This is a genomic window from Winogradskyella costae, assembly GCF_013403865.1.
Classification (GTDB): domain Bacteria; phylum Bacteroidota; class Bacteroidia; order Flavobacteriales; family Flavobacteriaceae; genus Winogradskyella; species Winogradskyella costae.
Window position 1 is genome coordinate 20611 of record NZ_JABFDK010000011.1, and the last position, 23082, is coordinate 43692.

20 protein-coding genes are annotated in these 23082 nt (G+C 33.3%); 1 reads left to right on the top strand and 19 read right to left on the bottom strand.

Annotated features, from left to right (window positions below):
• Positions 1-125 precede the first annotated feature (125 nt).
• The 19 genes from HM986_RS16220 to mnmE form a co-directional block, all read right to left on the bottom strand.
• On the bottom strand, positions 126-767 hold the full coding sequence (locus tag HM986_RS16220; RefSeq protein WP_179314320.1) for a DUF6266 family protein: 642 nt from the start codon (positions 765-767) through the stop codon (positions 126-128).
• A 125-nt stretch (positions 768-892) separates the two neighbouring features.
• Positions 893-1333, bottom strand: coding sequence for a DUF6943 family protein (locus HM986_RS16225; RefSeq protein WP_179336109.1), 441 nt, complete (start codon positions 1331-1333; stop codon positions 893-895).
• Positions 1334-2414: 1081 nt separating this feature from the next.
• On the bottom strand, positions 2415-4361 hold the full coding sequence (locus HM986_RS16230) for a heavy metal translocating P-type ATPase (RefSeq protein ID WP_179336110.1): 1947 nt from the start codon (positions 4359-4361) through the stop codon (positions 2415-2417).
• Positions 4358-4720, bottom strand: coding sequence for a DUF3703 domain-containing protein (locus HM986_RS16235; RefSeq protein ID WP_013622781.1), 363 nt, complete (start codon positions 4718-4720; stop codon positions 4358-4360). Before HM986_RS16235 ends, HM986_RS16230 begins: the two co-directional genes overlap by 4 nt.
• A 56-nt stretch (positions 4721-4776) precedes the next feature.
• Positions 4777-5190 carry a Fur family transcriptional regulator gene (locus HM986_RS16240; RefSeq protein WP_013622780.1) on the bottom strand — a complete coding sequence of 138 codons (414 nt, stop codon included), beginning with the start codon at positions 5188-5190 and terminating at the stop codon, positions 4777-4779.
• Between the two features lie 2 nt (positions 5191-5192).
• A complete protein-coding gene (locus HM986_RS16245; protein WP_179314323.1) occupies positions 5193-6398 on the bottom strand; it encodes an efflux RND transporter periplasmic adaptor subunit in 1206 nt (401 codons plus the stop codon).
• Between the two features lie 4 nt (positions 6399-6402).
• Entirely contained in the window at positions 6403-10737 is a 4335-nt protein-coding gene (locus tag HM986_RS16250) for a CusA/CzcA family heavy metal efflux RND transporter (RefSeq protein ID WP_179314324.1), read from the bottom strand.
• Between the two features lie 123 nt (positions 10738-10860).
• Positions 10861-11256: a hypothetical protein gene (locus tag HM986_RS16255; protein ID WP_236630970.1), complete on the bottom strand. Its 396-nt coding sequence runs from the start codon at positions 11254-11256 to the stop codon at positions 10861-10863.
• Positions 11257-11319: 63 nt separating this feature from the next.
• On the bottom strand, positions 11320-13431 hold the full coding sequence (locus tag HM986_RS16260) for a Piwi domain-containing protein (RefSeq protein WP_179314325.1): 2112 nt from the start codon (positions 13429-13431) through the stop codon (positions 11320-11322).
• A 31-nt stretch (positions 13432-13462) separates the two neighbouring features.
• Complete coding sequence (locus HM986_RS16265; RefSeq protein WP_179314326.1) at positions 13463-13786, bottom strand: hypothetical protein; 324 nt, start codon at positions 13784-13786, stop codon at positions 13463-13465.
• 6 nt (positions 13787-13792) lie between these two features.
• Positions 13793-14110 (bottom strand): helix-turn-helix domain-containing protein, encoded by a 318-nt coding sequence (locus HM986_RS16270; protein WP_179336111.1) that lies wholly within the window; start codon positions 14108-14110, stop codon positions 13793-13795.
• A gap of 130 nt (positions 14111-14240) precedes the next feature.
• Complete coding sequence (locus tag HM986_RS16275; RefSeq protein ID WP_179314328.1) at positions 14241-15992, bottom strand: DUF3987 domain-containing protein; 1752 nt, start codon at positions 15990-15992, stop codon at positions 14241-14243.
• On the bottom strand, positions 15989-16897 hold the full coding sequence (locus tag HM986_RS16280) for a BT4734/BF3469 family protein (RefSeq protein ID WP_179336112.1): 909 nt from the start codon (positions 16895-16897) through the stop codon (positions 15989-15991). The genes HM986_RS16275 and HM986_RS16280 overlap by 4 nt, the downstream gene beginning before the upstream one ends.
• Positions 16884-17180, bottom strand: a complete 297-nt coding sequence (locus HM986_RS16285; RefSeq protein WP_092447182.1) for a helix-turn-helix domain-containing protein — start codon at positions 17178-17180, stop codon at positions 16884-16886. Before HM986_RS16285 ends, HM986_RS16280 begins: the two co-directional genes overlap by 14 nt.
• Positions 17177-17479, bottom strand: a complete 303-nt coding sequence (locus HM986_RS16290; protein ID WP_027879783.1) for a helix-turn-helix domain-containing protein — start codon at positions 17477-17479, stop codon at positions 17177-17179. Before HM986_RS16290 ends, HM986_RS16285 begins: the two co-directional genes overlap by 4 nt.
• 156 nt (positions 17480-17635) lie before the next feature.
• Complete coding sequence (locus HM986_RS16295; RefSeq protein ID WP_179336113.1) at positions 17636-18583, bottom strand: DUF6617 family protein; 948 nt, start codon at positions 18581-18583, stop codon at positions 17636-17638.
• Positions 18583-19677, bottom strand: coding sequence for a site-specific integrase (locus tag HM986_RS16300; protein WP_179336114.1), 1095 nt, complete (start codon positions 19675-19677; stop codon positions 18583-18585). The genes HM986_RS16295 and HM986_RS16300 overlap by 1 nt, the downstream gene beginning before the upstream one ends.
• Positions 19678-19684: 7 nt before the next feature.
• Positions 19685-20137 (bottom strand): helix-turn-helix domain-containing protein, encoded by a 453-nt coding sequence (locus tag HM986_RS16305; protein ID WP_246288526.1) that lies wholly within the window; start codon positions 20135-20137, stop codon positions 19685-19687.
• A gap of 130 nt (positions 20138-20267) precedes the next feature.
• Positions 20268-21674: a tRNA uridine-5-carboxymethylaminomethyl(34) synthesis GTPase MnmE gene (gene mnmE, locus HM986_RS16310; RefSeq protein ID WP_179336115.1), complete on the bottom strand. Its 1407-nt coding sequence runs from the start codon at positions 21672-21674 to the stop codon at positions 20268-20270.
• Between the two features lie 162 nt (positions 21675-21836).
• On the opposite strand from mnmE, the gene HM986_RS16315 reads away from it, so the two are divergent.
• Complete coding sequence (locus HM986_RS16315; RefSeq protein WP_246288527.1) at positions 21837-23009, top strand: TlpA disulfide reductase family protein; 1173 nt, start codon at positions 21837-21839, stop codon at positions 23007-23009.
• Positions 23010-23082: the final 73 nt, after the last annotated feature.

Sequence of the window (23082 nt, forward strand, 5' to 3'; positions counted from 1 at the left end):
ACAAATAGCATACAAAAAATGGATAATAAGAGAAGATTAGTAACAACTATTAATAAATAGAGCAACAAATATAGCATAAAAAAAACCGCTCGATTAGAGCGGTTTCCAAATAAAAACACCAAGCATTAATTAGCTGTACCAGAGCCTAAATAAATACTGTTTGATACTTGACTACCATCAGCAGAAATAAAAGCCATAAATAGCTCTACTGCATCTCCTGCATAAGTTGTTGGGATTGGAATAATTTGAGAACCTACTGTTCTGTCTGCTCCATCAAGTAAAGAAATGGATTCCTTTTTTGAAGGATTGTAAACCAATAACATCGCCTTGTCAGTAGCATTTGCGTTACCTTCAGCAGAGTTATCATCCCAACCAAACGTTACTTCTCCAGCAGTTGCTAAATCAGTCGTTGGGTTTAGCACACCAGATAAACCTCCTCGACTTACTAAAGCGTTTGGATAGTCAACAACAAAGTTAGGTTCAGTACCTGTAATAGCATTATTCAATACATACGACATTGCAGCATTAAATTCTGTTTTCTTAACAGCTAACCCTTTATAACCTAACTTAATAAAAGGCTTTACAGCCTGTAAAAATTCTAAAGTGGCAGTAAACTTGGTTCTTTGGTTTACTTGACCAACAGTTCTTGGATTGGCTACACTTGAAGGTTTAATTCTAATGTAATCAATTCCTTTCCAGCTTCCACCGATAACGTTACCAACCTTACCTGAAAGACCTCCTAAAATACCTTGAGCAATTTTACCCATAACATAAATAATTTAAATGAAACATAATTTTCTTCGGACTTGGTACGGACTTAACACGAAGTTGTACCTTCCGTTGAAATATATGGCAAGTTTTATGCTATTCTTTTGATATGGATTTTGTTGCTTTAGATTGCTTCTTTTTGCATTTTAGAAAATAAACTTTGGATATATGATACTTTCAAATCTGCCATTTTTGAAATAATTTTATGAAGCTCCTTTTCCTTTTTATTAATTGCTGACACAATATTAATATGTTTTTGCAACTGAATTGCATCATAAAACAATGAGCTGTAGCTGTTTTTCAAAGTGTTCCTACAATCATCTATTGAAATAAACGGAATAACACTACCTTTTAAATAGTAAGCGTAAAAACCGCCTATTTGCAACATCATAGATAAGTGAAAAAGTGTGTGTTTTACCTCTTCTGTTGTAGTAGTGACAACGAAACAGTTAGCACAGGATTTTAAGAGTGATTTTCCGCTGTTTAGACCTTTGTTTAGAATGAAAAAATGAGGGTTCGAGTAAGTCTTTCCGACTTGGTGTGTTTTCAGTTCAAAAGTTGACATAGCTATCCAATTTAAAATTGCTCGCTACGCTTCGCTACATTATTTTTTTTGAAAAGAATAAAAAGATAGCCATAGTTGTTGTGGCGTGGGTAAGGCTGTCAAGGTTTTTGGATAAAAGTTTTTTGAGTTATAATGTTTAATGAGAAAGAAAAAAGCTTGTGAAAAAAGTTTTATTCAAAACCCGTAGGGCTTGACCTTTATAGCCTTGTGCGGCTGGCAGAGGAAGCCACATATATTTGCCATTTTTTTTTATTTAAATATTTCAAATCGGTTTAAACTTGATTCAATTTACTTTTAACTTTTCTGGGGAATTAACACTTAAAAAAATAGGTTTCAGTTCGTATTTGAGCGTTGGATGAAGCGTTTGTATATGTAGCGTTTTAAATAGTTGTTTGATAAAACAGCATTTAAACAAGCTACTTATACAGGACTTTTAGACAATAGCTTATTGCTTTTTTGAGGCACGATAAAAAGTAATGTGCTATGGCGTATTACTACATATTCTAAACCTATTTTTTTATATCCTATTTCTTGGGTGGTGGGGAAAAGTGGACATTAATATTTGTTAACGAAATGAAACAAACAAAGACTTGAGGTAAGGAATACTTGGACTTAACGATGGTTTTGTGCAGTTGAATGAGATAACGAATATTATAATAAATTAACGTTACCCTTTGAATGTTCGACTGTTTAATGTTTGTTGAAAATGTAGTTAGAAGTTCGGATGTGAGCGTTGGAATAGCGGATATTTTACATAATAGCAGTTATAGCGACGAAAATATAATAAAACGCCGTAGGCAACCATTGAAAGGATTTTTGCTCCTATAACTTCTATTATGTAACATAGCTTGGGATTGGTTTTTTGGCGTAATAGTTGTTTGAGCATTGGCAATAGCTCTTTGCTTTTTTATTGTACTAATTTATTTATATAGATACTTTTAAATAAAACAAGTAATGTGCTATTATAGCGTTGGATACAAGTATTATGACATAAAACCAATTATGCATTGGCGAGCGGAACAGCACAAAAGACAGAGGATTTTGAGGTACGAAAAAACTGGGTTTTGGGTTGTGGGGACAATTACCAACTCATTCGTTGTAATCTAACTGCATTTAAAATTGCTAATAATGCTACTCCTACATCTGCAAAAACTGCTTCCCACATTGTAGCTAAACCACCTGCTCCTAAAATTAAGACAATAACTTTAACACCAAATGCTAAAATGATATTCTGCCAAACAATTTTACGTGTAGAACGACTTATTTTAATGGCTCTTACTACTTTTGAAGGTTGGTCTGTTTGAATGATAACATCTGCTGTTTCAATAGCTACATCGCTCCCTAAACCACCCATTGCAATACCAACGTTACTTGCTGCTAAAACTGGTGCGTCATTAATACCATCACCTATAAAAGCTACTTTGTTTTCAGGATTTTTCTTTAAAATTTCAACTTCGTTTAATTTATCTTCTGGTAGCAAACCACCTTTAGCATTTTCGATGTTCAACTCTTTAGCGACTTGTTGCGTAATGGAATCTTTATCACCGGAAAGCATCATAATATTTTTAATGCCTACTTTATGTAAATTAGTAATTGTTTCTTTTGCATCTTCCTTTAATTCATCTGCTATTACTACAAAACCTGCAAATTGATTATCGATTGCTACCAACACTATCGATTCTACAATAGATTCCGTTTCCGTTGGAACATTAATATTATTCGCAGTCATTAAGGCTTTATTACCTACTAAAACTGTTTTACCATTTACAATGCCTTTTAAACCTTTACCTGCAACTTCAGAAACGTCTTGTGCTTCAAAATCTTCACCTTCAGCTTTGTACTCTAAAATGGCTTTAGCAATTGGATGCGTGGATTGTTCTTCCATCGCCATTAAGTATTGCATAAATTCGGTTTCATTCCAACCAATTGCTTTTACTTCTTTGATTTTAAAAACACCTTTGGTAACGGTTCCTGTTTTGTCCATTACCAAAGTATTTATCTTGGTCATTGCATCTAAAAATGAAGCACCTTTAAATAAGATTCCATTTTTTGAAGCTGCTCCCAATCCACCGAAATATCCTAATGGAATTGAAATCACTAACGCACAAGGACAAGATATTACCAAGAAAATTAATGCTCTGTATAACCAATCTCTAAACACATAATCATCTACAAAAAAGTAAGGTATAAAAGTAACACCAATAGCTAAAAACACTACAATTGGTGTGTAGATACGAGCAAACTGTCTGATGAATAATTCTGTTTTAGATTTACGTGCTGTTGCATTTTGAACCAAGTCTAATATTCTCGCAATAGAACTGTCTTCAAACTTATTGGTTACCTCAACTTCAATAACGCTTTCCAAATTAATACTACCTGCGTAAACCTTTGCTTCTTTTTGAATGGAATCTGGTTTGCTTTCTCCTGTTAACGCAGCTGTATTTAAAGATGCTTTTTCGGATAATAAAATGCCATCCAATGGAATTTTTTCACCTACACGAATTTGAATTTTCTCTCCAATATTGACAACTTCAGGCGAAACACTTTTATAATCTCCCTCACGAAATACATTGGCTTCTTTAGGTCTAACATCTAATAATGCTTTTATATTTCCTTTTGCACGATTTACAGCAACACTTTGAAATAATTCGCCTACTGCATAAAATAGCATTACTGCAACACCTTCGGGATATTCACCAATAACAAATGCACCAATGGTTGCTATAGACATTAAAAAGAACTCTGTAAAAACATCACCTTTTTTAATACTAATCCAACCCTCTTTTACAACAGGAAACCCTACAGGAAGATATGCAATACCATACCAAGCAATACGAATCCAATCCTTAAAGAATGAAACATCAAAATAATCTAAACCTATACCAATGATAAGCATTGTAAAACTTATTATTGCAGGCACGTAGGTTTTGAATGCACTTCCATTACCGTGATTATGACCATCATTATGCGTGTGTTGCACTTCTGAATTTGGTTTTAAATCTCTTAAATTGACTTTCTTTTTTTTCATTTAATATCTAATAATTTTTCAATGTCATTGGGAATAGGCATTCGTTTTAATGGTGGCACGTTTGCTCCACCAGTATTACCAAGTGGAACGTGATTTATAAATGATTTCCAGCCACCCACAAGCAACCTAATTATTTGACCTATTACTTCTTTCGTATCTTTTTGTCTAAATCCAAACTTTAGCATAAGCCAATGTGAATAGGTATGTTCTATAGGATAAGATTGTCCTATTATATGACTACGTTCTAAATGATACCAAGCATTACCAAACTGCTTATTTTCTAAACAGAAACTGTATTGTTTTAATTCTTGGTTATACGCCTGTTTTAGATGTTTAGGTATTTTAGTATTAAACTTCATATCCTCTAATTTTGGATAAATGTACTTTAATAGTAAGTGCAATGGAAGTGCAATAATTAGACACTACACTTATCGCAAATACCTTTTACCACCAAATTTACATTCTCTGACACAAAACCATCTGGCACTTTTATTTGAGGTATTTTATGTTCTGTTAAGCAAATGGTTTCATTGCAATTATTACAATGGAAATGTAAGTGCAAATCGGTTTCAATTTCACAATTACATCCCTTTTCACATAATGCATATTTTGTAATCCCTGTACCATCGTCTATTTGATGCACAATAGCCTTTTCTTCAAAGGTTTTAATAGTTCTGTATAAAGTGGTTCTGTCTGCTTTTGAGAAAGCATTTTCAATATCACTTAAAGTAACAGCGACCTCTTTTTCTGCAAGAAACTTATATATAAGCAAACGCATTGCTGTAACACGAATATTTTTTGACTCTAATACTTGTTCTATTGTTTCCATAATTAATGTGCGTGTTCTGCTTCTCCTTTTTTCATTTCTGCGTTAAGATAATAAGCATTGTTATAAGCAAATTTTGTATTACTTTCTATGTTTTCAGTAAATTGAACCGATACCCAATCACCATCTTTAGTGCCTAACACAACTTCAATAGGTTTAAAGCTCCAATCGTCATTTTCTTTTTCTACTGAAAACACATAATATCTTTCGCCTTCTTTTATAATTGCACTTTCTGGTAAAGCTTTTGTTTGGGTATTATCTACTTGAATTTTACCTTGAATATACATACCAGGAATTAAGTTACCTTTTTTGTTTTCTATTTCTGCGTGAACGTGGACTGCTTTTGGGTTGTCCTCAAAGGTTTTGCTTACGGAATAGATTTCTGCGATAAGCTCTGCATCTGGTATGGATTGTACCGTAAAGTTAACTTTCTGACCTTTCTGTACTTTATAAACATCTTTTTCAAAAACCATTAAATCGGCGTGAACGTGATGCGTATTTACAACTTCAAATAATTCGGTTTGTGGTTCTACATATTGACCTGTTTTTACTTCAACTTTTTGTACAAAACCCTCTATTGGACTTCTTAAAGCAATGCGTTGCGAAATTGTGCCATTACGAACAGAAGAGGTATTGACATTTAATATTTTTAATTGTGCTTGCATACCATTTACCATTGCTTTTGATGCATCATATTCTGCTTCTGCCTTTTGAAAATTAGCACCAGAGCCAACACCTGCTTCATATAATTTTTGTTGACGTTCGAAATTCTTTTTCAGAAAATTACTATTGCTATATGCGTTTAAGTAATCAGTTTGAGCTTGTATAATATTGGGATGCGAGAGATAAGCCACAACTTGACCTTTATTAACCTTGTCACCTTCAATCACTTCAATTGAAACAACATTTGCACCAATGACTGTGGTAATGGCTGCTTCATTTTGTGGTGGCACTTCTAACGTTCCATTTGCCTCAACATAACCGCTCATATTGCGTAATGCTAACGTATCTATTTTCATTTTTAAAGCATCGAATTGTTGTTGTGAAAGCATTACTTCTTCGCTTTCATTATGTTCTTCTTTAATTTCTGTTTTTTCTTCCTCATCGTGGGAATGACCATCATTTTCGTTATGATTTTCTTTATTTCCGCAAGCTGACACAAAAATGGTTAACACCATTACGATAAGGATTTTATATGTTTTACTTTTCATTGTCTTATTGATTAAAATATTGTAGTTGAAATGTGCTTTCTAAATAGTTTACTAATGCTGTTTGTGCTTCCAATTCTGACTGAATGGCTTCTTTTATCAACTGCGTAAATGCAGTATAATCTATTTCGCCTTCTCTATATGCCAGTAATGCACCTGTTTTTTGCTCTTTTGTTAATGGTAAAACTTGGTCTTTGTAAAACTCCCAAGATGTTTTCCATTTCATATATTTTTCTTTAGCCAGAACAAACCTTGATTGTACTTCCTGTTTTTTGAACGCTACATTGGTTTCGGCTATGTCTTTATCAATTCTGGCACTTCTAACTTGTGCTTTGTTAGAACCTGATAAAAACGGAATGGAAATACCTGCTTGATAGGTGTAAAACCCTGAATTGCCATTTACTTTTTGTAAACCACCTTGTAGATTGAACTTCGGTAAATTATCCGCCTTTGCAGCTTTATATTTGGCTTCTGCTTCATCTACAATGTTCATCGACATACTGTACAACGGATGATTTTCAATACTAATCGTTTCCACATCACTATCTATCGCTACATCAAATTCATCTGAAACCGTAAAAATTTCTTCTGAAACTAACCACAAATTGAATTGCTGTAAAGCAATATGATAATCACTATAAGCTTGCGCTTTTTTATTCTGAATTTGAAACGCTTGATTTTTTGCTGCTGAATATTCTAATTTAGAAATAGCTTCTACTTCATAATTTAAAGCTGCTGCTTGTTCAAATTTGGAATATATGGAATCCAGTTCTTTATACAAATCATAGTTTCGTTTCATTTGATAACATTTTGACCACGCTTTTTTGACTTCCAATTCTAATTCCAATTCGGAAAGTTGAAAGGCTTTTTGTGCCAATTGAATGCGTTGTTCTTGTAACTTCTTTTTAGAAGCTATACCAAATACATCGATATTTGATTGACCAATACCAATGGTTGTATAGATGCCATTTCCATTATCAATTTCTTCTCCACCTGTAAAAATTTGAGTCGTTCCGAAATCATAGGCAGTCGATTTTAATTGTTCTTGTTTTGTAATTTCCAACTGCTTTTGCTTCAATAATGGATAATTACTTTTTGCGAGTTTAACAGCTTCCTGTAATGAAATTTCGGGAATTGTATCATTCAACTCTTGTGCATTACTTTGTGGTGAAAAGCCAAATAGTAATAATACAACTGCTGTTGCTGTTACTAACTTTTTATTTGGCTTAAACGTAAAAGATTTGTTTTCTACCCAATGATATAAAATTGGTAAAACAAATAAGGTAAGCAAAGTTGAAGTTAATAATCCACCAATAACAACCGTTGCCAATGGACGTTGTACTTCTGCACCAGCTGATGATGAAATAGCCATTGGTAGAAAGCCTAATACATCTGTAAAAGCAGTTAGCATAATAGGTCTGATTCTTCGTTTAGTACCTTCAACTATTCTATCCTTTAGATTGGTTACACCTTCTTCTTTTAATTCGTTGAGTCCGCTTATCATTACCAAACCATTTAAAACTGCAACACCAAACAGCACAATAAAACCAACACCTGCCGAAATACTAAATGGCATATCACGTAACCACAACGCCACAACACCACCAATAGTTGCCATTGGAATAGCTATGTAAATCATTAAGGTCTGTGGTAAAGATTTTAATGCAAAATATATTAGTATAAATATGAGTAACAATGCAATAGGCACAACGGTTTGTAATCGGTTGCTGGCACGTTCTAAATTTTCAAATGCACCACCATAACGAATAAAATAACCTGATGGTAATTCTAATTGTGCATCTAATTTTGATTTAATTTCAGTTACTAACGATTTTACATCACGTCCTCTAACATTAACACCTACATAGGTTCTTCTATTGGTGTTATCTCTACTGATTTGCATTGGTCCTGCTTTATAGCTTACATCTGCAATTTCACGTAAAGGAATTTGAGCACCCGAAGGTAAATTGATATACAGGTTTTGAACATCTGAAATATCCTTACGGTTTTGATCGCTTAATCGTACTACTAAATCGAAGCGTTTTTCACCTTCAAAAATTACACCTGCTGTACCACCTGCAAATGCAGATTGTACGGTTTGATTAAGCGTATTTATTTGAAGACCATATTGCGCCAATTTATTCCTGTTGTAATTGATTGTCATTTGTGGCAAACCTGTTGTGGCTTCCGCTTTCATATCACCAATACCTTCAGTACCTGCGATAATTTTAGATATTTCTTCGGCTTTTTGAGATAGAATATCAATGTCTTCACCATAAAGTTTTATAGCAATATCTTCACGAACACCTTCTAATAACTCGTTAAAACGCATTTCAATAGGTTGTGTAAACTCATAATTAACACCAGGAACCATTTCAACTGCTTCTTTCATTGCTTCAATCAATTCATCTTTTGATTCTATAGTAGTCCATTCACTTTTAGGTTTCAGAATTACAAAAACATCGGCAATATCCATAGGCATCGGGTCGGTTGGAATTTCGGCAACACCAATACGACTCACAATTTTATCAACTTCTGGAAATTTTGCTTTTACTATTTGTTCTATTTTGGTAGTAGTTTCAATAGTTTCTGTAAGTGAACTACCTGGTTTTAAAATAGCGTGAAATGCAATATCACCTTCATCGAGTTGCGGAATGAACTCGCCACCCATTCTTGAAAACATAAAAACGGTTATTCCGAACAACACAACTGCAATACCAATTACCCATTTCCCTTTTCGCAAGGCTCTAACCAATAAAGGTTGGTATTTATCTTCAACCCAATGCACAAATCTATCTCCATAAGATTTTTTATCGTTTTTAGGTGCTCTTAATATTAAAGCTGACATCATTGGCACATAGGTTAAACAAAGTACCATTGCACCAATCATAGCAAAAATAAAGGTCAAAGCCATTGGTTTAAACATCTTTCCTTCAATACCTTGTAAGGCTAAAATGGGTAGAAAAACGATAAGGATAATCAACTGACCGAAGAAGGCAGCATTCATCATCTTTTTTGAAGCATTAGAAGCAACTTTATCTCTTTCTTTAGATGTAAGTTGTTTCTTTTTCAAAACTTGTGATGCTATAAGAAAAACAGTGCTTTCAACAATAATTACAGCACCATCTACAATGATTCCGAAATCAATTGCTCCTAAACTCATTAGGTTTACCCAAACATCAAAAACATTCATTAAAATAAAAGCAAATAATAAGGATAATGGAATAGTAGAGGCAACTATTAAACCTCCTCGCCAATTACCTAATAAAAAGACCAACACAAAAATGACGATTAATGCACCTTCAATAAGATTAGTTGTTACTGTAGAAGTTGTTTCGCCAATTAATTTACTTCGGTCTAATAATGGTTCAATAATTACGCCTTCTGGTAACGACTTTTCAATTTGAGTCATTCGCTCTTTTACATTGGCAATAACATCATTGGAATTAGCTCCTTTTAGCATCATTACCAATCCACCTACAACTTCTCCTTCACCATCTTGGGTTAATGCACCGTAACGAATTGCAGAGCCAAATTGTACCGTAGCAATATCGCCAATAGTGACAGGTATATTATTAATATTCTTGACAGTGATTTTTTTAATGTCCTCTAAACTTCTCACCAAGCCTTCACCACGAATAAAATTGGCTTGATGGTTCTTTTCAATATATGCACCTCCTGTATTTTGATTATTGGCTTCAAGTGCATTAAACACATCTGTAATGGTAAGGCCAATAGCATTTAAATCGTTTGGGTCAACCGCTACTTCGTATTGTTTTATTTTTCCACCAATAGCGTTTACTTCTACCACACCAGGAACCATTGCCATTTGACGCTGTACAATCCAGTCTTGCATTGAGCGTAAATCTGCAATGTTGTATTTGTCTTTAAACTCTGGTGCAACTTTTAGTGTGTATTGGTAAATCTCTCCTAAACCTGTTGAAATAGGACCCATTGTAGGTTCGCCAAATCCAGCAGGTATTTGCTCTTTGACTTTGTTTAGTTTTTCGGCTACTAATTGGCGAGGTAGATATGTTCCCATATCATCATCAAATACAATAGTAACCACAGATAAGCCAAAACGAGAAATTGACCTTATTTCCTGAACATCAGGAAGATTGCTCATTGCCACTTCAATTGGATAAGTAACAATTTGCTCAATATCTTCAGTACCTAAATTGGGGGATTGTGTTATAACCTGTACTTGGTTATTGGTAATATCTGGAACAGCATCTATTGGCACTTTGGTCATACTCCAAATACCTGTTCCGATTATGGTAAGCGTAAGCAAACCAATAATGAATTTGTTATTGATTGAAAAATCAATGATTTTATTAATCATAGAAAATGTATTAATTCAGTTAAACTATTCGATACAATTCTGATATAAGAAAATAGAATTACACAAAATGAAATGAACCCTTTAGGCTCAAAATTGGATATAGCTATCCATTAAAAAACTGAATTATACTTTAGGTGGCTGGAAAAGTGATTCCAAATATCTGGAAGTGAAGTTTACTTTATGTAAATTATATTGTTTTTTCTCTTCAAACTTTAATCGATTGGTTAAAGCCAAATTATTGTTCGCAATAATTAATACCAAAGGGTGACAACATTGATTATGGGAATGGACTGGTGTATTCTCCTTATCTGGGTTATGATGATGCTCTTCATTTTTAGCATCGCTCTCAATGTAATCTTCAACTACATATTCAAAGAAAGAGTCTCCATAAACTTTATGGTCTTGATAATGGGTAATTACATTTGAAATTTCTTTAATTGGACCACAAAAGTCCATATCTATGCTTATCCCTTGAAAAAAGAATAAAATAGACATTGATATGGAAACAAATATTTTCATATAATTTATACAAATATACAAATTATTGAATGCAATGGTGTTGCAAATAAATTGATTGGTAAATTACAAAAACCATAGAGCATCTTTAGCATCGTCTGGAACCCCATTATTAAAATGTGGTGCTATTTGTGCTACCATTTCTGGATATTTTATTGTGATTGGTACATTTTGTTGTCGAAGCGATTTCCAATATAATCTGCTAAACTGATACACTTGTGTTAATAATTCTAACACTACATCTGCATCTTCAAAAGCATCTTCATCTGGACTGCTTACCTTAATTTTTATTGGGAACGGATAACCATCTGTATCTGCATACCGCTGTGAATTAGGGTAACGTGCATTATTAAACAACAAAAAATGATTTTCGCTAATACGTATGTATGTACCACTTACAGGCATTAACTTTTTGTTCCAATTAAGGTCGTAAGCAATAATATCTTCTGCTTCTGTTTTATTGATATTTAGAATGTAGAGCGGAATTTTTAACCCTAATGTATGCATCCCTCTAATAATTGGTTTTAGTTCCTCGTAACTCATTTCCTTATAGAAGTGAATGACTACTTTATCTGCTTCTGCAACCGATGTAAAATCTCTAATGGCTTTACATATACTTCCTGCCAATAGTTCTGTTTCGCTTTGGTCAAAATATTCGAACTTTCTAAATAAGCCATTGTTTTGAAAACTAAAGGCACTTGCTATATAACGTCTGTTTTCGCCTTGATTGGTAAATGCACCAACACCTATTACTAATTCTTTTTTATCGGTTACTGCAAGTTTCCAAGGTGCGCCACCTAATTTGGCGTGAATAGCTAACGCCATATTTTGCAATGAAAATTGGAAGTTGTATTGATTCTCGATATTGACCACCATTTTTTCATAATCTACCACTTGTGTAACAATGCCTTCATTTAAAAACAGTTCTTTGATTTGAATATAGATTTCGCGGTCTTCGGGATTTTGTGTGAACTTATCGAAAGGACTTAAATAAAAAGCTGCGTAAAGCACATTATCGTGGTCGAAGGTTAAACTCTCTAACTTTTCAACTATTTCTGGTATTGGGTCGTTTTCGTTGGTAAATTCAATGAAGTGTTCTTTGGATGATGATGCTTTAATGTTCACATAGGCTTCTAATCCTTTATAATAATTCTTTTCTGTATTTACACCTTCCTTTAAATTTTGATAGAAAGACAATACCGAATCTTTATGAGAAGTATGGCAAATGAAAAATATCTTGATATTTTGATTGTTTGGACGTCTGTAAGGGTTTAGGATATTCATTGCCTTTTTAGGCACTAAATGGGTTTTCTTGTTACCGTATTGGTCTTTACCAAATTCCAATAAACCTACTTGTGGGTCGATATGGTTGATACGATTGAGTGGCACATCTATAAACGTATCAGTTTTAAATGGAAATATGACTTTAAAATCTTCTTTAAACAGATAGTTGGTTGCAAAATTATTAATAAGTGCTACGTACTTTTGATATTTATTAATTGGTCTTATAGGTTCCTCAATAGGTATATCTAATGCTCGTGCTAATGACAAATTAAAAATTGGGTATGCTTGGTCAAACTGAATAGCATTGTAAAATTCTTGTTTTTCCTCTGTATCGAGGTCCATTTGGTAATTGAACGTTTTTTGACCATATACACAACGCTTTATTAGCTCTGAATCCTCTATATCCTTAACCGACGTTGTAAGGACTTTTGAAGTACCATCGTATGATACAATTAACTCTGGTAAGTCTGTGAGTTTTGCAAACTGTATCTTAAATGAAAATTTATAGTAGAGGTTATAGTCTGCTGTATTCCCTTTTTTTGAAGGCATCCACACTTGTACATCGCCAACAAAGTTTTTTACTACTATATAGTCTTTAGATTTAAAATAGCTTCTTAATTGGTGTTTAAGGTATTGTTTATATATTCTCAATTCTCTACCATTTACTAAATTCAGCTTAATGCTTGGTGCATTGGGTATTTCTGTAATAAATGTTGTAAATATTTGGTCTGTATTAGATAGGTCTGTGTCTGGAAACACCTCTTTAATCTGTCTTGAAAATTTAGATTTATGAATGGGATGACTGCCTTCAATATCCTCTAATGATAAAAATATTGTAGGCGCACTATTAGGCCATTTAAAATTAAGTATGTTGGTTTTGAGGTGTTCTTGCATTGGTATTGTAATTTTCAGTTTTACATAAAATCTATTTGAATTGCTCTGTTATTTTTAATCCTTTTTCAATAACTAAATTAATATCATTACTGTTATTTGATTGTGCGTTTAGAGAGCCTAAAATTTTTAAACTTTCTTCTGTTTTATAGTCAATATCTTGTTTAAAAAACACTTCAATAGCTTGTTCTATTCTTTCTTGTATAATTTTAAGTTCTTTTTGTTGGTCTCCTTTTTGTTCTGCTCTGGTAAGTGAATAGTATTCACCTTTTGAAGGTCTTTTAATTCTTTTATCCAAATTATATGCTCTATTTAAAAATGCTTCCAAACGCATTGCTTTTATTTCTTCTGTTGCCATATTTATTTAGTTTTCATCAATCTTACTAATTTTTTCTTTAGCTATTTTGAGGATTTCCGTACGTTCTCTTTCATTTTTAAGCATTAGTACAATTTGTTCGGACATCCATAGCTTAATTAATTCGTTTTCGTCTTCTTTTAATGCTTTGGCGAATGCAACTACTTGTTCACGTCTTGCCATCCGATTTCCTCGTTCTATTTTGCTTAAATAGGCAACGTCCATATTTAGGTTTGCAGCCATTTCCCTTAATAGCAAATTGCGTTTTTCACGCAATGAGCGTATGTACTCCCCAAACTCCATAATAGAATTATTTAGACTTGTCAAATTTTGTCTAATTTAAGTAAAGGAAACTAAAGGAAAAGAAAAAGATATAAGTAGTTATTAACAGATAGTGAGGATATTAAGGATTTAAGGAAGTCATTTAACCATATCCCTAAATCCTTAATATCCTTAATTACGTCCTTGCAGGATTTGAATAGTTATTGTGTGCTTCTCTGTGAATTAATCCTGCTTCTACAAATTTGGTAATATAACCTTCTGCGGTTTTATGTGGGATATTCTGTTTTGTGGATAAATCTAAATACTCTTGTCTGCTAAATTGCTTTGGCAAACTTTCTAAAAAGCGTTCTTTTCTATTTGAACGTTTTGTTGCTCTCTGCTCTATTGGTAAATCATTAAATACTTTACTACTGTGCTTCACTAAAATTGAAATTATGGTTATAGCGTTTTCAAAATCTATATCCTCACATTCTTTAGTTGCGTTTACATCACCATCTTCCATAATGCGGAATGCTGTGAATAGCATCATTATTCTAAATGCAATTAAGCCTAACCGCCTTATTGTTGCAATGTATTCTTCGGGTTGTAGGTTGATGTATTTGGTTTGTAAGGATTCAAAAAACGTATTGAATTGCTGTTGTTGGCTTGTGGTTAATCGTATTTCAATCTCTGGGTTATTTTTAAGCGTTTTATACAGTTCTAAAAACTCGCTACCTAATTGGTTATAGTAATCATCTAAACCTACTTTATTGCTGTTTTGAAACACGTTTTTCCAAGTTGGTTTAATATTCATATAGTAAAACATAAAACGACTAAACAAACCATTTTCTGCGTTGGGTATTAGAGTCGCCACTTGTTTAGGTGTACCTGATAATACTGTTGATAAACACGGTTTTTCAATATCTACATATTCTCTATCTGTTCTGCGATAATAGCTTATAGTTTCGTGATGAAAGGCTTTACGAAAACCATCGGAATAATTACCATAATCGCTTTTAAAGGCTTGTGCTAACGTATCGCCTTCGGTTTCAAAAATTAAACCTCTGCCTTTATTATCAGAAATTAATTGATATACGCCTGTTACACTATTGTTAGCAGGAATGAACAGCATTCGCTCTGGCGGTTTACTCGGTTTTTCCAAGTTTTCATCTTTGCCTTTGTTCATATTGTAAGTAGCGTTTTCTGATTGAAATTGTTGCTTTAATACTTTGGCTTGTTCTCGTTTTAATTTGTGAACAGGCTCTACTAAATTTTTAATTTGGTTAAGCCTTCCTTTTCCTGCAGAAGCAGGTGCGGTTACAAATAAATATAAGTTGCTGAATACTTTACGTTGGTCATAGATTCCGAAGAGTTTAGGAAAACACGCACTAAATGCTGTTAATGCGCCTAACAATAAAATGTCCTTTTCTTCCTGTCCATTAGCAGGGTTTACAACTTGTTGTAAAAACTGTGGCAAATTCTCATATACCGTTTCTGGTATTGTAGGCATTGCTTGGTTGGGTGTATCGACAACAGTTGCAACGTTTGTTGCAACTTCGTTGTTGTACTGTTGTTTAGGCGGTTTGACACCTGACTGATGTGCATAGTGATAAAAGGTAGCAATTGTAATTCCGTGTCCTTTTGCGTTTAAGCATTTATTGAATTGTGCATCACACTCTTTAGCATCGTAACCTGCATAATTTTTACTTATTCGGTGGAAATAATCTCTTCCTGCTTCTCCGTATTCTTCTGCTAATGCAAAGCCTAAATCTCTCCAAATAGCGTAACTTCCTGTTATGTCTGTACCTGATTGCTCGATTACTGAAATGTAGGGTTCAATGTCGTTATCAGCAACAGCAACAACATTGGTTGTTGCTGTGTTGCTTTTTGGTTGAGGTTGCTCTTTAGGAACTTCTAACCAATCTTTTGGATTAAATATTTTACTCATAATGCTTGATGTCTTTTATGTAAAAAGGCTGTTGGGTCGTATGGTAAAAAACACGCTCTGGAAACGTCTTTACCTGACTGGTCAACCTCAATGTTATAATTGTGTTTAATGTAATTTGCAACTGCTGTGAAATATTCTGAATGTGTTACTTCTGAAATATCTATTCTAATAATCCATTTTAAACCATCACCAGATGGTGATATGAATAGCATTTCGGTTTCAAAATATTCATCATTTAAGAGCTGTGTTCTTAACTCTTGTAGATTCTCTAAATGGTCAAAATCAATGGTTAATAAATTAGAATGCTTTATCAAGTTGTTATCGCTTCGTTTTTCAAATGTTCCTGAAAGTGTTACGTAATCAAAGCGATTCGCTTTGAATTTACGTGCTTCTTTTACATTGGTAATTGCTCTTAATTCTTCAGTAATGCTTTTGTATTTATCACTTGTGATTAATGCAAACACTTGATGCAATCGCAAGGTTTCCGAGGGAAACACATTGCGAACAGGCGCTTTAAAAAAGCTACAGTTGGCATACCAGGTATCGTCTGGTTCATTCAACCATTCTAATTCGTCTTTTTCCTTGACTTCTAAATTTAGATGTAACTCTTGATTTATCTTCTGGTACAAATCTTCTTCATCGGTTATTCTAAAATGGTATTGTGCAAAATCAAATACATCACCTTTAAAGGCTTCTAATTCTGTATCTCGATGTGTTGCTATTACACCATCAATATGAATCCGTAAGGTTTCTTTACCACCATTAAATGGATTGCGAGTTATCCCACAGTCCCTTCCTTTTACAGAAAGGACTGTTTGATTAGGATAATACTGTCTCAACACATAGGCATAGATTTTTAAACCATAATGTGTTTTGTCTAAAATTGCTTCTCTACTTATTTCCATCTCGCTTGAAATTATGGTTGTAGTAGTTGTCTTGAAGCAACTGCTCAATGTCAGCAACTCTATAGTAAAATTTACCTTTTACTTTGCTGTAAGGCAAAGTGCCATTGGTTCTTAAAGTTTGTAGTGTTCGCTTACTTATATGTAAGGTCTGTAATACATCTTGATTGTCTATCCACGTATCTTTTAATACTTCTGCTCTCGATTGTCGTAACAATTCGATACGTGCTTTAATGTCCTTTATTTCTTGAGAGAGCGTTAAGAGTAAATCGATTATTTCAGTCATAACTTCACCGCTCCTTTCTTAATTAGGTAATCGGCAGCTTGCTGTTCGATTTCGTCTCTTGAGTCCATACGGTTACGCAGTAACCAATGGTCTAACTCTTCTCGTTGGAAATAAATCTTTTTACCATTCGGTTTATAATGTGGAATGGTTCCCGTACTTGTAAGTTTATACAAGTGAGATTGTGATAATTCTAAATACTTGCAAGTTTCATTAAAGTTTAATACTTGCTTTTGCATTGTTTGTTGCTCTAATAAGAGTTTTTCAATGCGGTCTAACTTTTCGATGATATTTGTGTCCATCGTTTATTTTGTTTTAAATAAATGAGGACATCTGGCCAAATGTCATTCTTGGTTTTCAAGAACAGGACAAAGGTTGAAAATTGGCTTCCCGATTTTAGTAAGAGTGTAAAACTAGGGTAAGACAACAGTAAGATTTCTTACTATTCTTACTGTTTTTTATTGCAGTTGTTGGATGATTTTATCTATTTCTTCCTTTTCTTTAGGATTATGAACTTTGTTTTTGTGAAGATTATTTGCTTTTAGTGGTGTATCTGTTTTAGTAACAAATTTTTCAGAACGTTCTATTGAGGTAGGATTAAAACCATTAAAAAATGGCTTTAGTTTCGTTACAAGGTAACTAAATTGTGTCGTCTCGCATTGAAGATAAATTTGCGATTCTGTATTGGTAAAATCTTTTGTTAATAAGAGTTCGTGCAACTGTTCAACAGTTGTGCGGTTATCTAACAAATCGATTTTTAGATTTACTTGTTTAAGTACAGTTAGCAAGGTTGAGGTGTCATTACTTTTATATCCAAAAGAAGTCTTGGGTGTTACTTTAGATTTTGATGTTTTTTTGGTAGCAACTTTTTTAGTGGTGTTCTTCTCTATTAAGCTAACATCAAAAGTTTCATCATTAAAGTACTTTTCTGCAATTTCAGAAATAGAGAACTTTGTATTTTCCGAAAATTGTCCGTATTGCTCTTGTAGCTCAGCATACAACCTTATTACAGATACTTTTAAGTAGCTTATGATATAATTGTCATCATTATTTAAATCTGTTGTTATACCTCTTTTATTGATATAAGGCGCAATGTCATTTAAGTACTTATCAAATTTATTAAGTAGAATGGTATAGCTGTATTTATTTTCTGGTGTAGTTGCATTTTTAGGAAATTCTTTTACAAATGATGCTACTGTATTTTCTGTTTTATTAAATATTAGCTTTTGATAGTATTCTTTTTTCGCATTTAAAGGCTTTTTAAAGTTTACTTTAAAAACTGCATTATTTGCTTTTGGATTCAATTTAAAATCAGACAGTAGGTATTTAAAATCCTTTTCTTGTCTATCATCTCTATGTAAGCCATTGGTTATAGAAACCAAACTTGAAAATATACTTCCTTTCATTATAAATCCAATTGAATACGGTTAGCAGCTTCTTTCTTTTTATCGTCAATTACTTTGGCATATATCTGTGTAGTGCGTAACTCTTTATGACCTAATAATTTTGATACAGTATATATGTCTGTACCCAAAGTTAATTGTAAGGTAGCGTAGGTATGACGCGCACAATGAAACGTAATAGTTTTAGTAATACCTGCTTTCATCATCCATTGTTGTAATTTTAAATTAGACCAGGCACTATAATGTAAGCCATCAAATACTTTATCGTCTGGATTACCTTTTTCTCCTAATAGATTTCTTGCTTGGTCTGATATTGGTAAGGTTTCAACACCTTTAGTTTTCTTTTGTCTAAATCGGATATAATATCCCATTTCTTTTGAGTGCTGGATTTCTGACCATATTAGTTTTTCAATATCTGACCAACGTAATCCGGTTAAAGCTGAAAAAATAAAAGCATTCTTTAAAATAGGAAGTTCACATTCTGTATTAACAGCATTTTGTAATTCGTCAAGCGTTAAAAATTCTCGTTGAGGTTCACCTTGTTTAAAATACTCTACGCCATTTGCAGGATTTACTTTTAATATTCCATCCTTAACCGCTTGTTTTAATGCTGCTGAAAATTTACCGTAATACGAATATTTTGAATTTTGAGACAGTTGCTTACCTGCTCTACCTATTGCATCTTTATCTAAATACTCTTTGAAACGTTCAACAAATGATTTGTCTATATCTTGAAAACTAACATCTGTTGGACAAAACTTTTTTAAATGTTTTAGCATACTATTCCAATTACCATAATTGCCAGAGCTTGTATTTTTCTTTTCTGCTAAAGCTGTGATATAAGTAATAAAACTACCTTTTAGCTTTTCAATATCTTGAAAGCCATAAATACCGTTTTGAATTTCTATTTGTCGCTGTGCACATATAGTTTCTGCAAGTTGCTTGGTTTTCTTATTTACCTCTCTTTCAGTTTTGGTTTTAGGATTAGATGTAAGGTATAAGCGTAAGTATTCAGTTTTGCGCTTGCCTTTATGATAGTAATCTAAATACAGGCTAATCTTATTATTCTTTTTGCGTTGTCTTAATGTTACTTTCATAATGGAATTAATTAAATAGGTTTTCTATTTGCCATCTGGCCACAATACGCTTTCTACCAAAAGGAACTGCTTTTAAACGTCCTTGTTGTATCATTCTTTGAATGGTCCATCTACTTACTCCAATAAGTTGTGAGGCTTCTGTAACACTTAAAAAATCCTTGTTATTTACTGCATTAGGATTATGAAACTCAACAATTTCTTTTTGTTGTTGCATATCTTCAGTAAGAGTAGCTTGAATTTTTTCTTTACGTTTGCGTGCCTTATAGGCTCTTTTTGCACAAGTATCACCACAGTATTTAGTAACTGTTGTACGTGCTGTAAATGCATTACCGCAATGCTTACAAGTTTTAGGAATGAATAAATTACTGCTCATAAATGGTGCTTTATGTAGCGTAATGGTGCAACGTGGTGCGTTATGGTGCATCATTTCGCCAATATCTTCGCCAACAGAAATGGGCAACAATTCTATATTTTAGGCAACAGATATACAACAAATTTAATTAAAAAAGAGCAAATAAACAACAAATAAAAGAAGATAAAATACTATAAAGTCAACAATAACAATGGATTAACAAATAAAAGAAAGTAAGTTACTTCCCGATACAAAAATTAGCAAAAATATTCCCCAATAAATCATCATTAGTAATCTCACCTGTGATCTCTCCAAAGTGGTATAACGCTTGACGAATATCAATAGCTAACAAATCTCCTGACAAATCGGTTTCTAAACCATATTGTACTTTTTGTACTTCTTCGAAAGCTTTTAATAATGCATCGTAATGACGCGAATTTGTTACAATAGTTTCATTATTCCGAAGTGCTCCGGTATTAATTAAATCGAGTAGCTTATTGGTAAGTTGTTCCACCCCAAAACCAGATTTTGCAGAAATAGGAATAACCTGAGTCGCTTTAGATTGTAAAGCCGTTCTAATATCAGCCAATTCCGAATCAGTAATCTGGTCAATTTTATTCAAAATAACCAACAACTGTTTTTGAGGAAACTTGTTCTTTACCTTTTCGATTTCAATAGTAATAGTTTTAATAGCCTCTTTATCCACAGCCAACTGAGGACTACTTACTAAAAACATCACCACTTGGGCCTGCTCTATCTTTTCAAAGGTTTTTTTAATACCAATACTTTCAACAATATCTTCTGTTTCACGAATGCCTGCGGTATCTATAAACCGAAAACCAATACCTCCTATAGAGATTTCATCTTCAATCGTATCTCTTGTTGTACCTGCAATTTCAGAAACAATCGCACGATCTTCATTCAGTAAAGCATTCAACAACGTGGACTTTCCAACGTTGGGCTCTCCGACAATAGCAACCGGAATCCCATTTTTAATAACGTTTCCAACGGCGAAAGAATCAATCAAACGTTTCAATACAAAAGTGATACGCTCTATCAATTGTTTAAATTGGGTACGGTCTGCAAACTCAACGTCTTCTTCTGCAAAATCCAATTCCAGCTCAATTAAAGATGCGAAATTTAGTAGTTCTTCGCGAAGCTTAGCAATTTCAGAAGAGAAGCCACCACGCATCTGCTGCATCGCAATTTGATGAGACGCTTCATTATCACTAGAAATAAGATCTGCTACAGCTTCTGCCTGACTTAAATCTAACTTACCATTTAAAAAAGCGCGCAGCGTAAATTCACCTGCTGTTGCCATACGACAACCTTCCCTTAAAAATAACTGAATAATTTCTTGTTGAATATAAGATGAGCCATGACAAGATATTTCAATCACATTTTCACCCGTATAAGAATTTGGATCTTTGAAAACAGACAGCAAAACCTCATCAATAGTGCGATTATTATCAATAACATGCCCTAAGTGAATGGTATGTGTCGCTTGTTGTTTTAAATCTTTATTAGAAATGGATTTAAAACATTTTGAAGCTATAGTTATGGCTTCTTTACCTGATAAGCGTATAACTGCAATGGCACCACTTCCTGATGGTGTTGCTAAAGCGACAATGGTATCGTTATGCATCTTCTAATTCTTTGTTGCAAAAGTATTGTAAATTATGGGATTCTTTAAATATGACGTCAACAACTTTTAAGAGTGAGTACTTATATTTTTCGTATTAAAGCTTTGTTTTTATATTTGCTATACTTTAAATTAACTAAGCCTATCAGGTTTAAAAATGGGATTATGAGAAACGTATTTATCTTTACAATTATTGGATTTTTAGTTTTGGGCTGTAAACCTGAAGAAAAACGAACGGATTACATCATTAATGGTAACGCATCAGGTATTTACAATGGTGTTAGAGCGTATTTAAAAGAAAAAGACCAAAATGGTAGAGAGAAAGTTATTGATACGGCCATAATTGTTAACGAGAAATTCTCATTTACTGGTAAAGTTGCGTTTCCTAAACCTTCGATTATATCAGTAAATTCGGTGAAAGGGAATCTAAACTTTATGTTAGAAAACAGCATCATTGACATTTCTATTGATAAAGCGAATATCTTAGAATCGCAAGTCTCAGGCTCGACTTCGCAAACAGACTTTGAGACTTACAATACAGGTCTCGAAAAGCTTAAAAAGGAATCTATTGATGTACAAAGAGAATTACGAAAACCACAAAGACAATTAGGTGGTAGCTCTAGACAATCACAGGCAACAAAAGACTCTTTGTCTAATCTTCTTTTAGCCATTCAGAAAAAACACCAAGACTACCCTCTTAATTATATAAAAGCAAATTCGAATAGTTATTATAGCCTCTCTCTAATTGAGCAAGAAATTAATAAAAAAAATGCTAATATTAAAGATTACCAAGAGGCTTTTAATAATCTTAACTCAGAATTAAAATCGTCTTCCGCTGCTACAAATCTAAAATTAGATTTGCACAATCTAATGCTTGCTTTTGAGTCTAAGACGAGGGTTGATATAGGTAAAACGGCTCCAAACTTTGAAGCCCCAACCCCAGAGGGAAATATAGTGAGTTTAAACGCTATAAAAGGAAAAGTAACAATTATCGATTTTTGGGCAGCCTGGTGTGGGCCATGCCGAAGAGAAAATCCAAATGTGGTTAAAATCTACGAAAAATATCACAGCCAAGGTCTAGAAATCATTGGAGTATCTTTAGATGGTACGCGTTCTCAAAAAGATCCTAAACAAGCATGGGTAAATGCTATTGAAAAGGATAAATTACCATGGACCCACGTTTCTAATTTACAATATTTTAGAGAGCCTATAGCCCAATTGTATAACATAAATGCGATACCCGCCGTTTTTATCTTAGACGCCGAAGGTAAAATTGTAGCTAAAAACCTTAGAGGAAATGCACTAGATGCTAAGGTAAAAGAACTTTTAAACTTATAGACAGCTTAAAGCTTCAAATAGAAAGCCTTTACAAGATGTTGTAAAGGCTTCTATTTTGTATATGCTATTAAAA

Bases quoted from the DNA above. Each gene is read 5' to 3' on its own strand.
- HM986_RS16230 (WP_179336110.1), bottom strand. From the start codon at position 4,361: ATGAAAAAAAAGAAAGTCAATTTAAGAGATTTAAAACCAAATTCAGAA.
- HM986_RS16255 (WP_236630970.1), bottom strand. From the start codon at position 11,256: ATGAAAATATTTGTTTCCATATCAATGTCTATTTTATTCTTTTTTCAA.
- HM986_RS16280 (WP_179336112.1), bottom strand. From the start codon at position 16,897: ATGGAAATAAGTAGAGAAGCAATTTTAGACAAAACACATTATGGTTTA.
- HM986_RS16250 (WP_179314324.1), bottom strand. From the start codon at position 10,737: ATGATTAATAAAATCATTGATTTTTCAATCAATAACAAATTCATTATT.
- HM986_RS16295 (WP_179336113.1), bottom strand. From the start codon at position 18,583: ATGAAAGGAAGTATATTTTCAAGTTTGGTTTCTATAACCAATGGCTTA.
- HM986_RS16265 (WP_179314326.1), bottom strand. From the start codon at position 13,786: ATGGCAACAGAAGAAATAAAAGCAATGCGTTTGGAAGCATTTTTAAAT.
- HM986_RS16245 (WP_179314323.1), bottom strand. From the start codon at position 6,398: ATGAAAAGTAAAACATATAAAATCCTTATCGTAATGGTGTTAACCATT.
- HM986_RS16240 (WP_013622780.1), bottom strand. From the start codon at position 5,190: ATGGAAACAATAGAACAAGTATTAGAGTCAAAAAATATTCGTGTTACA.
- HM986_RS16300 (WP_179336114.1), bottom strand. From the start codon at position 19,677: ATGAAAGTAACATTAAGACAACGCAAAAAGAATAATAAGATTAGCCTG.
- HM986_RS16225 (WP_179336109.1), bottom strand. From the start codon at position 1,333: ATGTCAACTTTTGAACTGAAAACACACCAAGTCGGAAAGACTTACTCG.
- mnmE (WP_179336115.1), bottom strand. From the start codon at position 21,674: ATGCATAACGATACCATTGTCGCTTTAGCAACACCATCAGGAAGTGGT.
- HM986_RS16220 (WP_179314320.1), bottom strand. From the start codon at position 767: ATGGGTAAAATTGCTCAAGGTATTTTAGGAGGTCTTTCAGGTAAGGTT.
- HM986_RS16315 (WP_246288527.1), top strand. From the start codon at position 21,837: ATGAGAAACGTATTTATCTTTACAATTATTGGATTTTTAGTTTTGGGC.
- HM986_RS16285 (WP_092447182.1), bottom strand. From the start codon at position 17,180: ATGACTGAAATAATCGATTTACTCTTAACGCTCTCTCAAGAAATAAAG.
- HM986_RS16260 (WP_179314325.1), bottom strand. From the start codon at position 13,431: ATGCAAGAACACCTCAAAACCAACATACTTAATTTTAAATGGCCTAAT.
- HM986_RS16290 (WP_027879783.1), bottom strand. From the start codon at position 17,479: ATGGACACAAATATCATCGAAAAGTTAGACCGCATTGAAAAACTCTTA.
- HM986_RS16275 (WP_179314328.1), bottom strand. From the start codon at position 15,992: ATGAGTAAAATATTTAATCCAAAAGATTGGTTAGAAGTTCCTAAAGAG.
- HM986_RS16235 (WP_013622781.1), bottom strand. From the start codon at position 4,720: ATGAAGTTTAATACTAAAATACCTAAACATCTAAAACAGGCGTATAAC.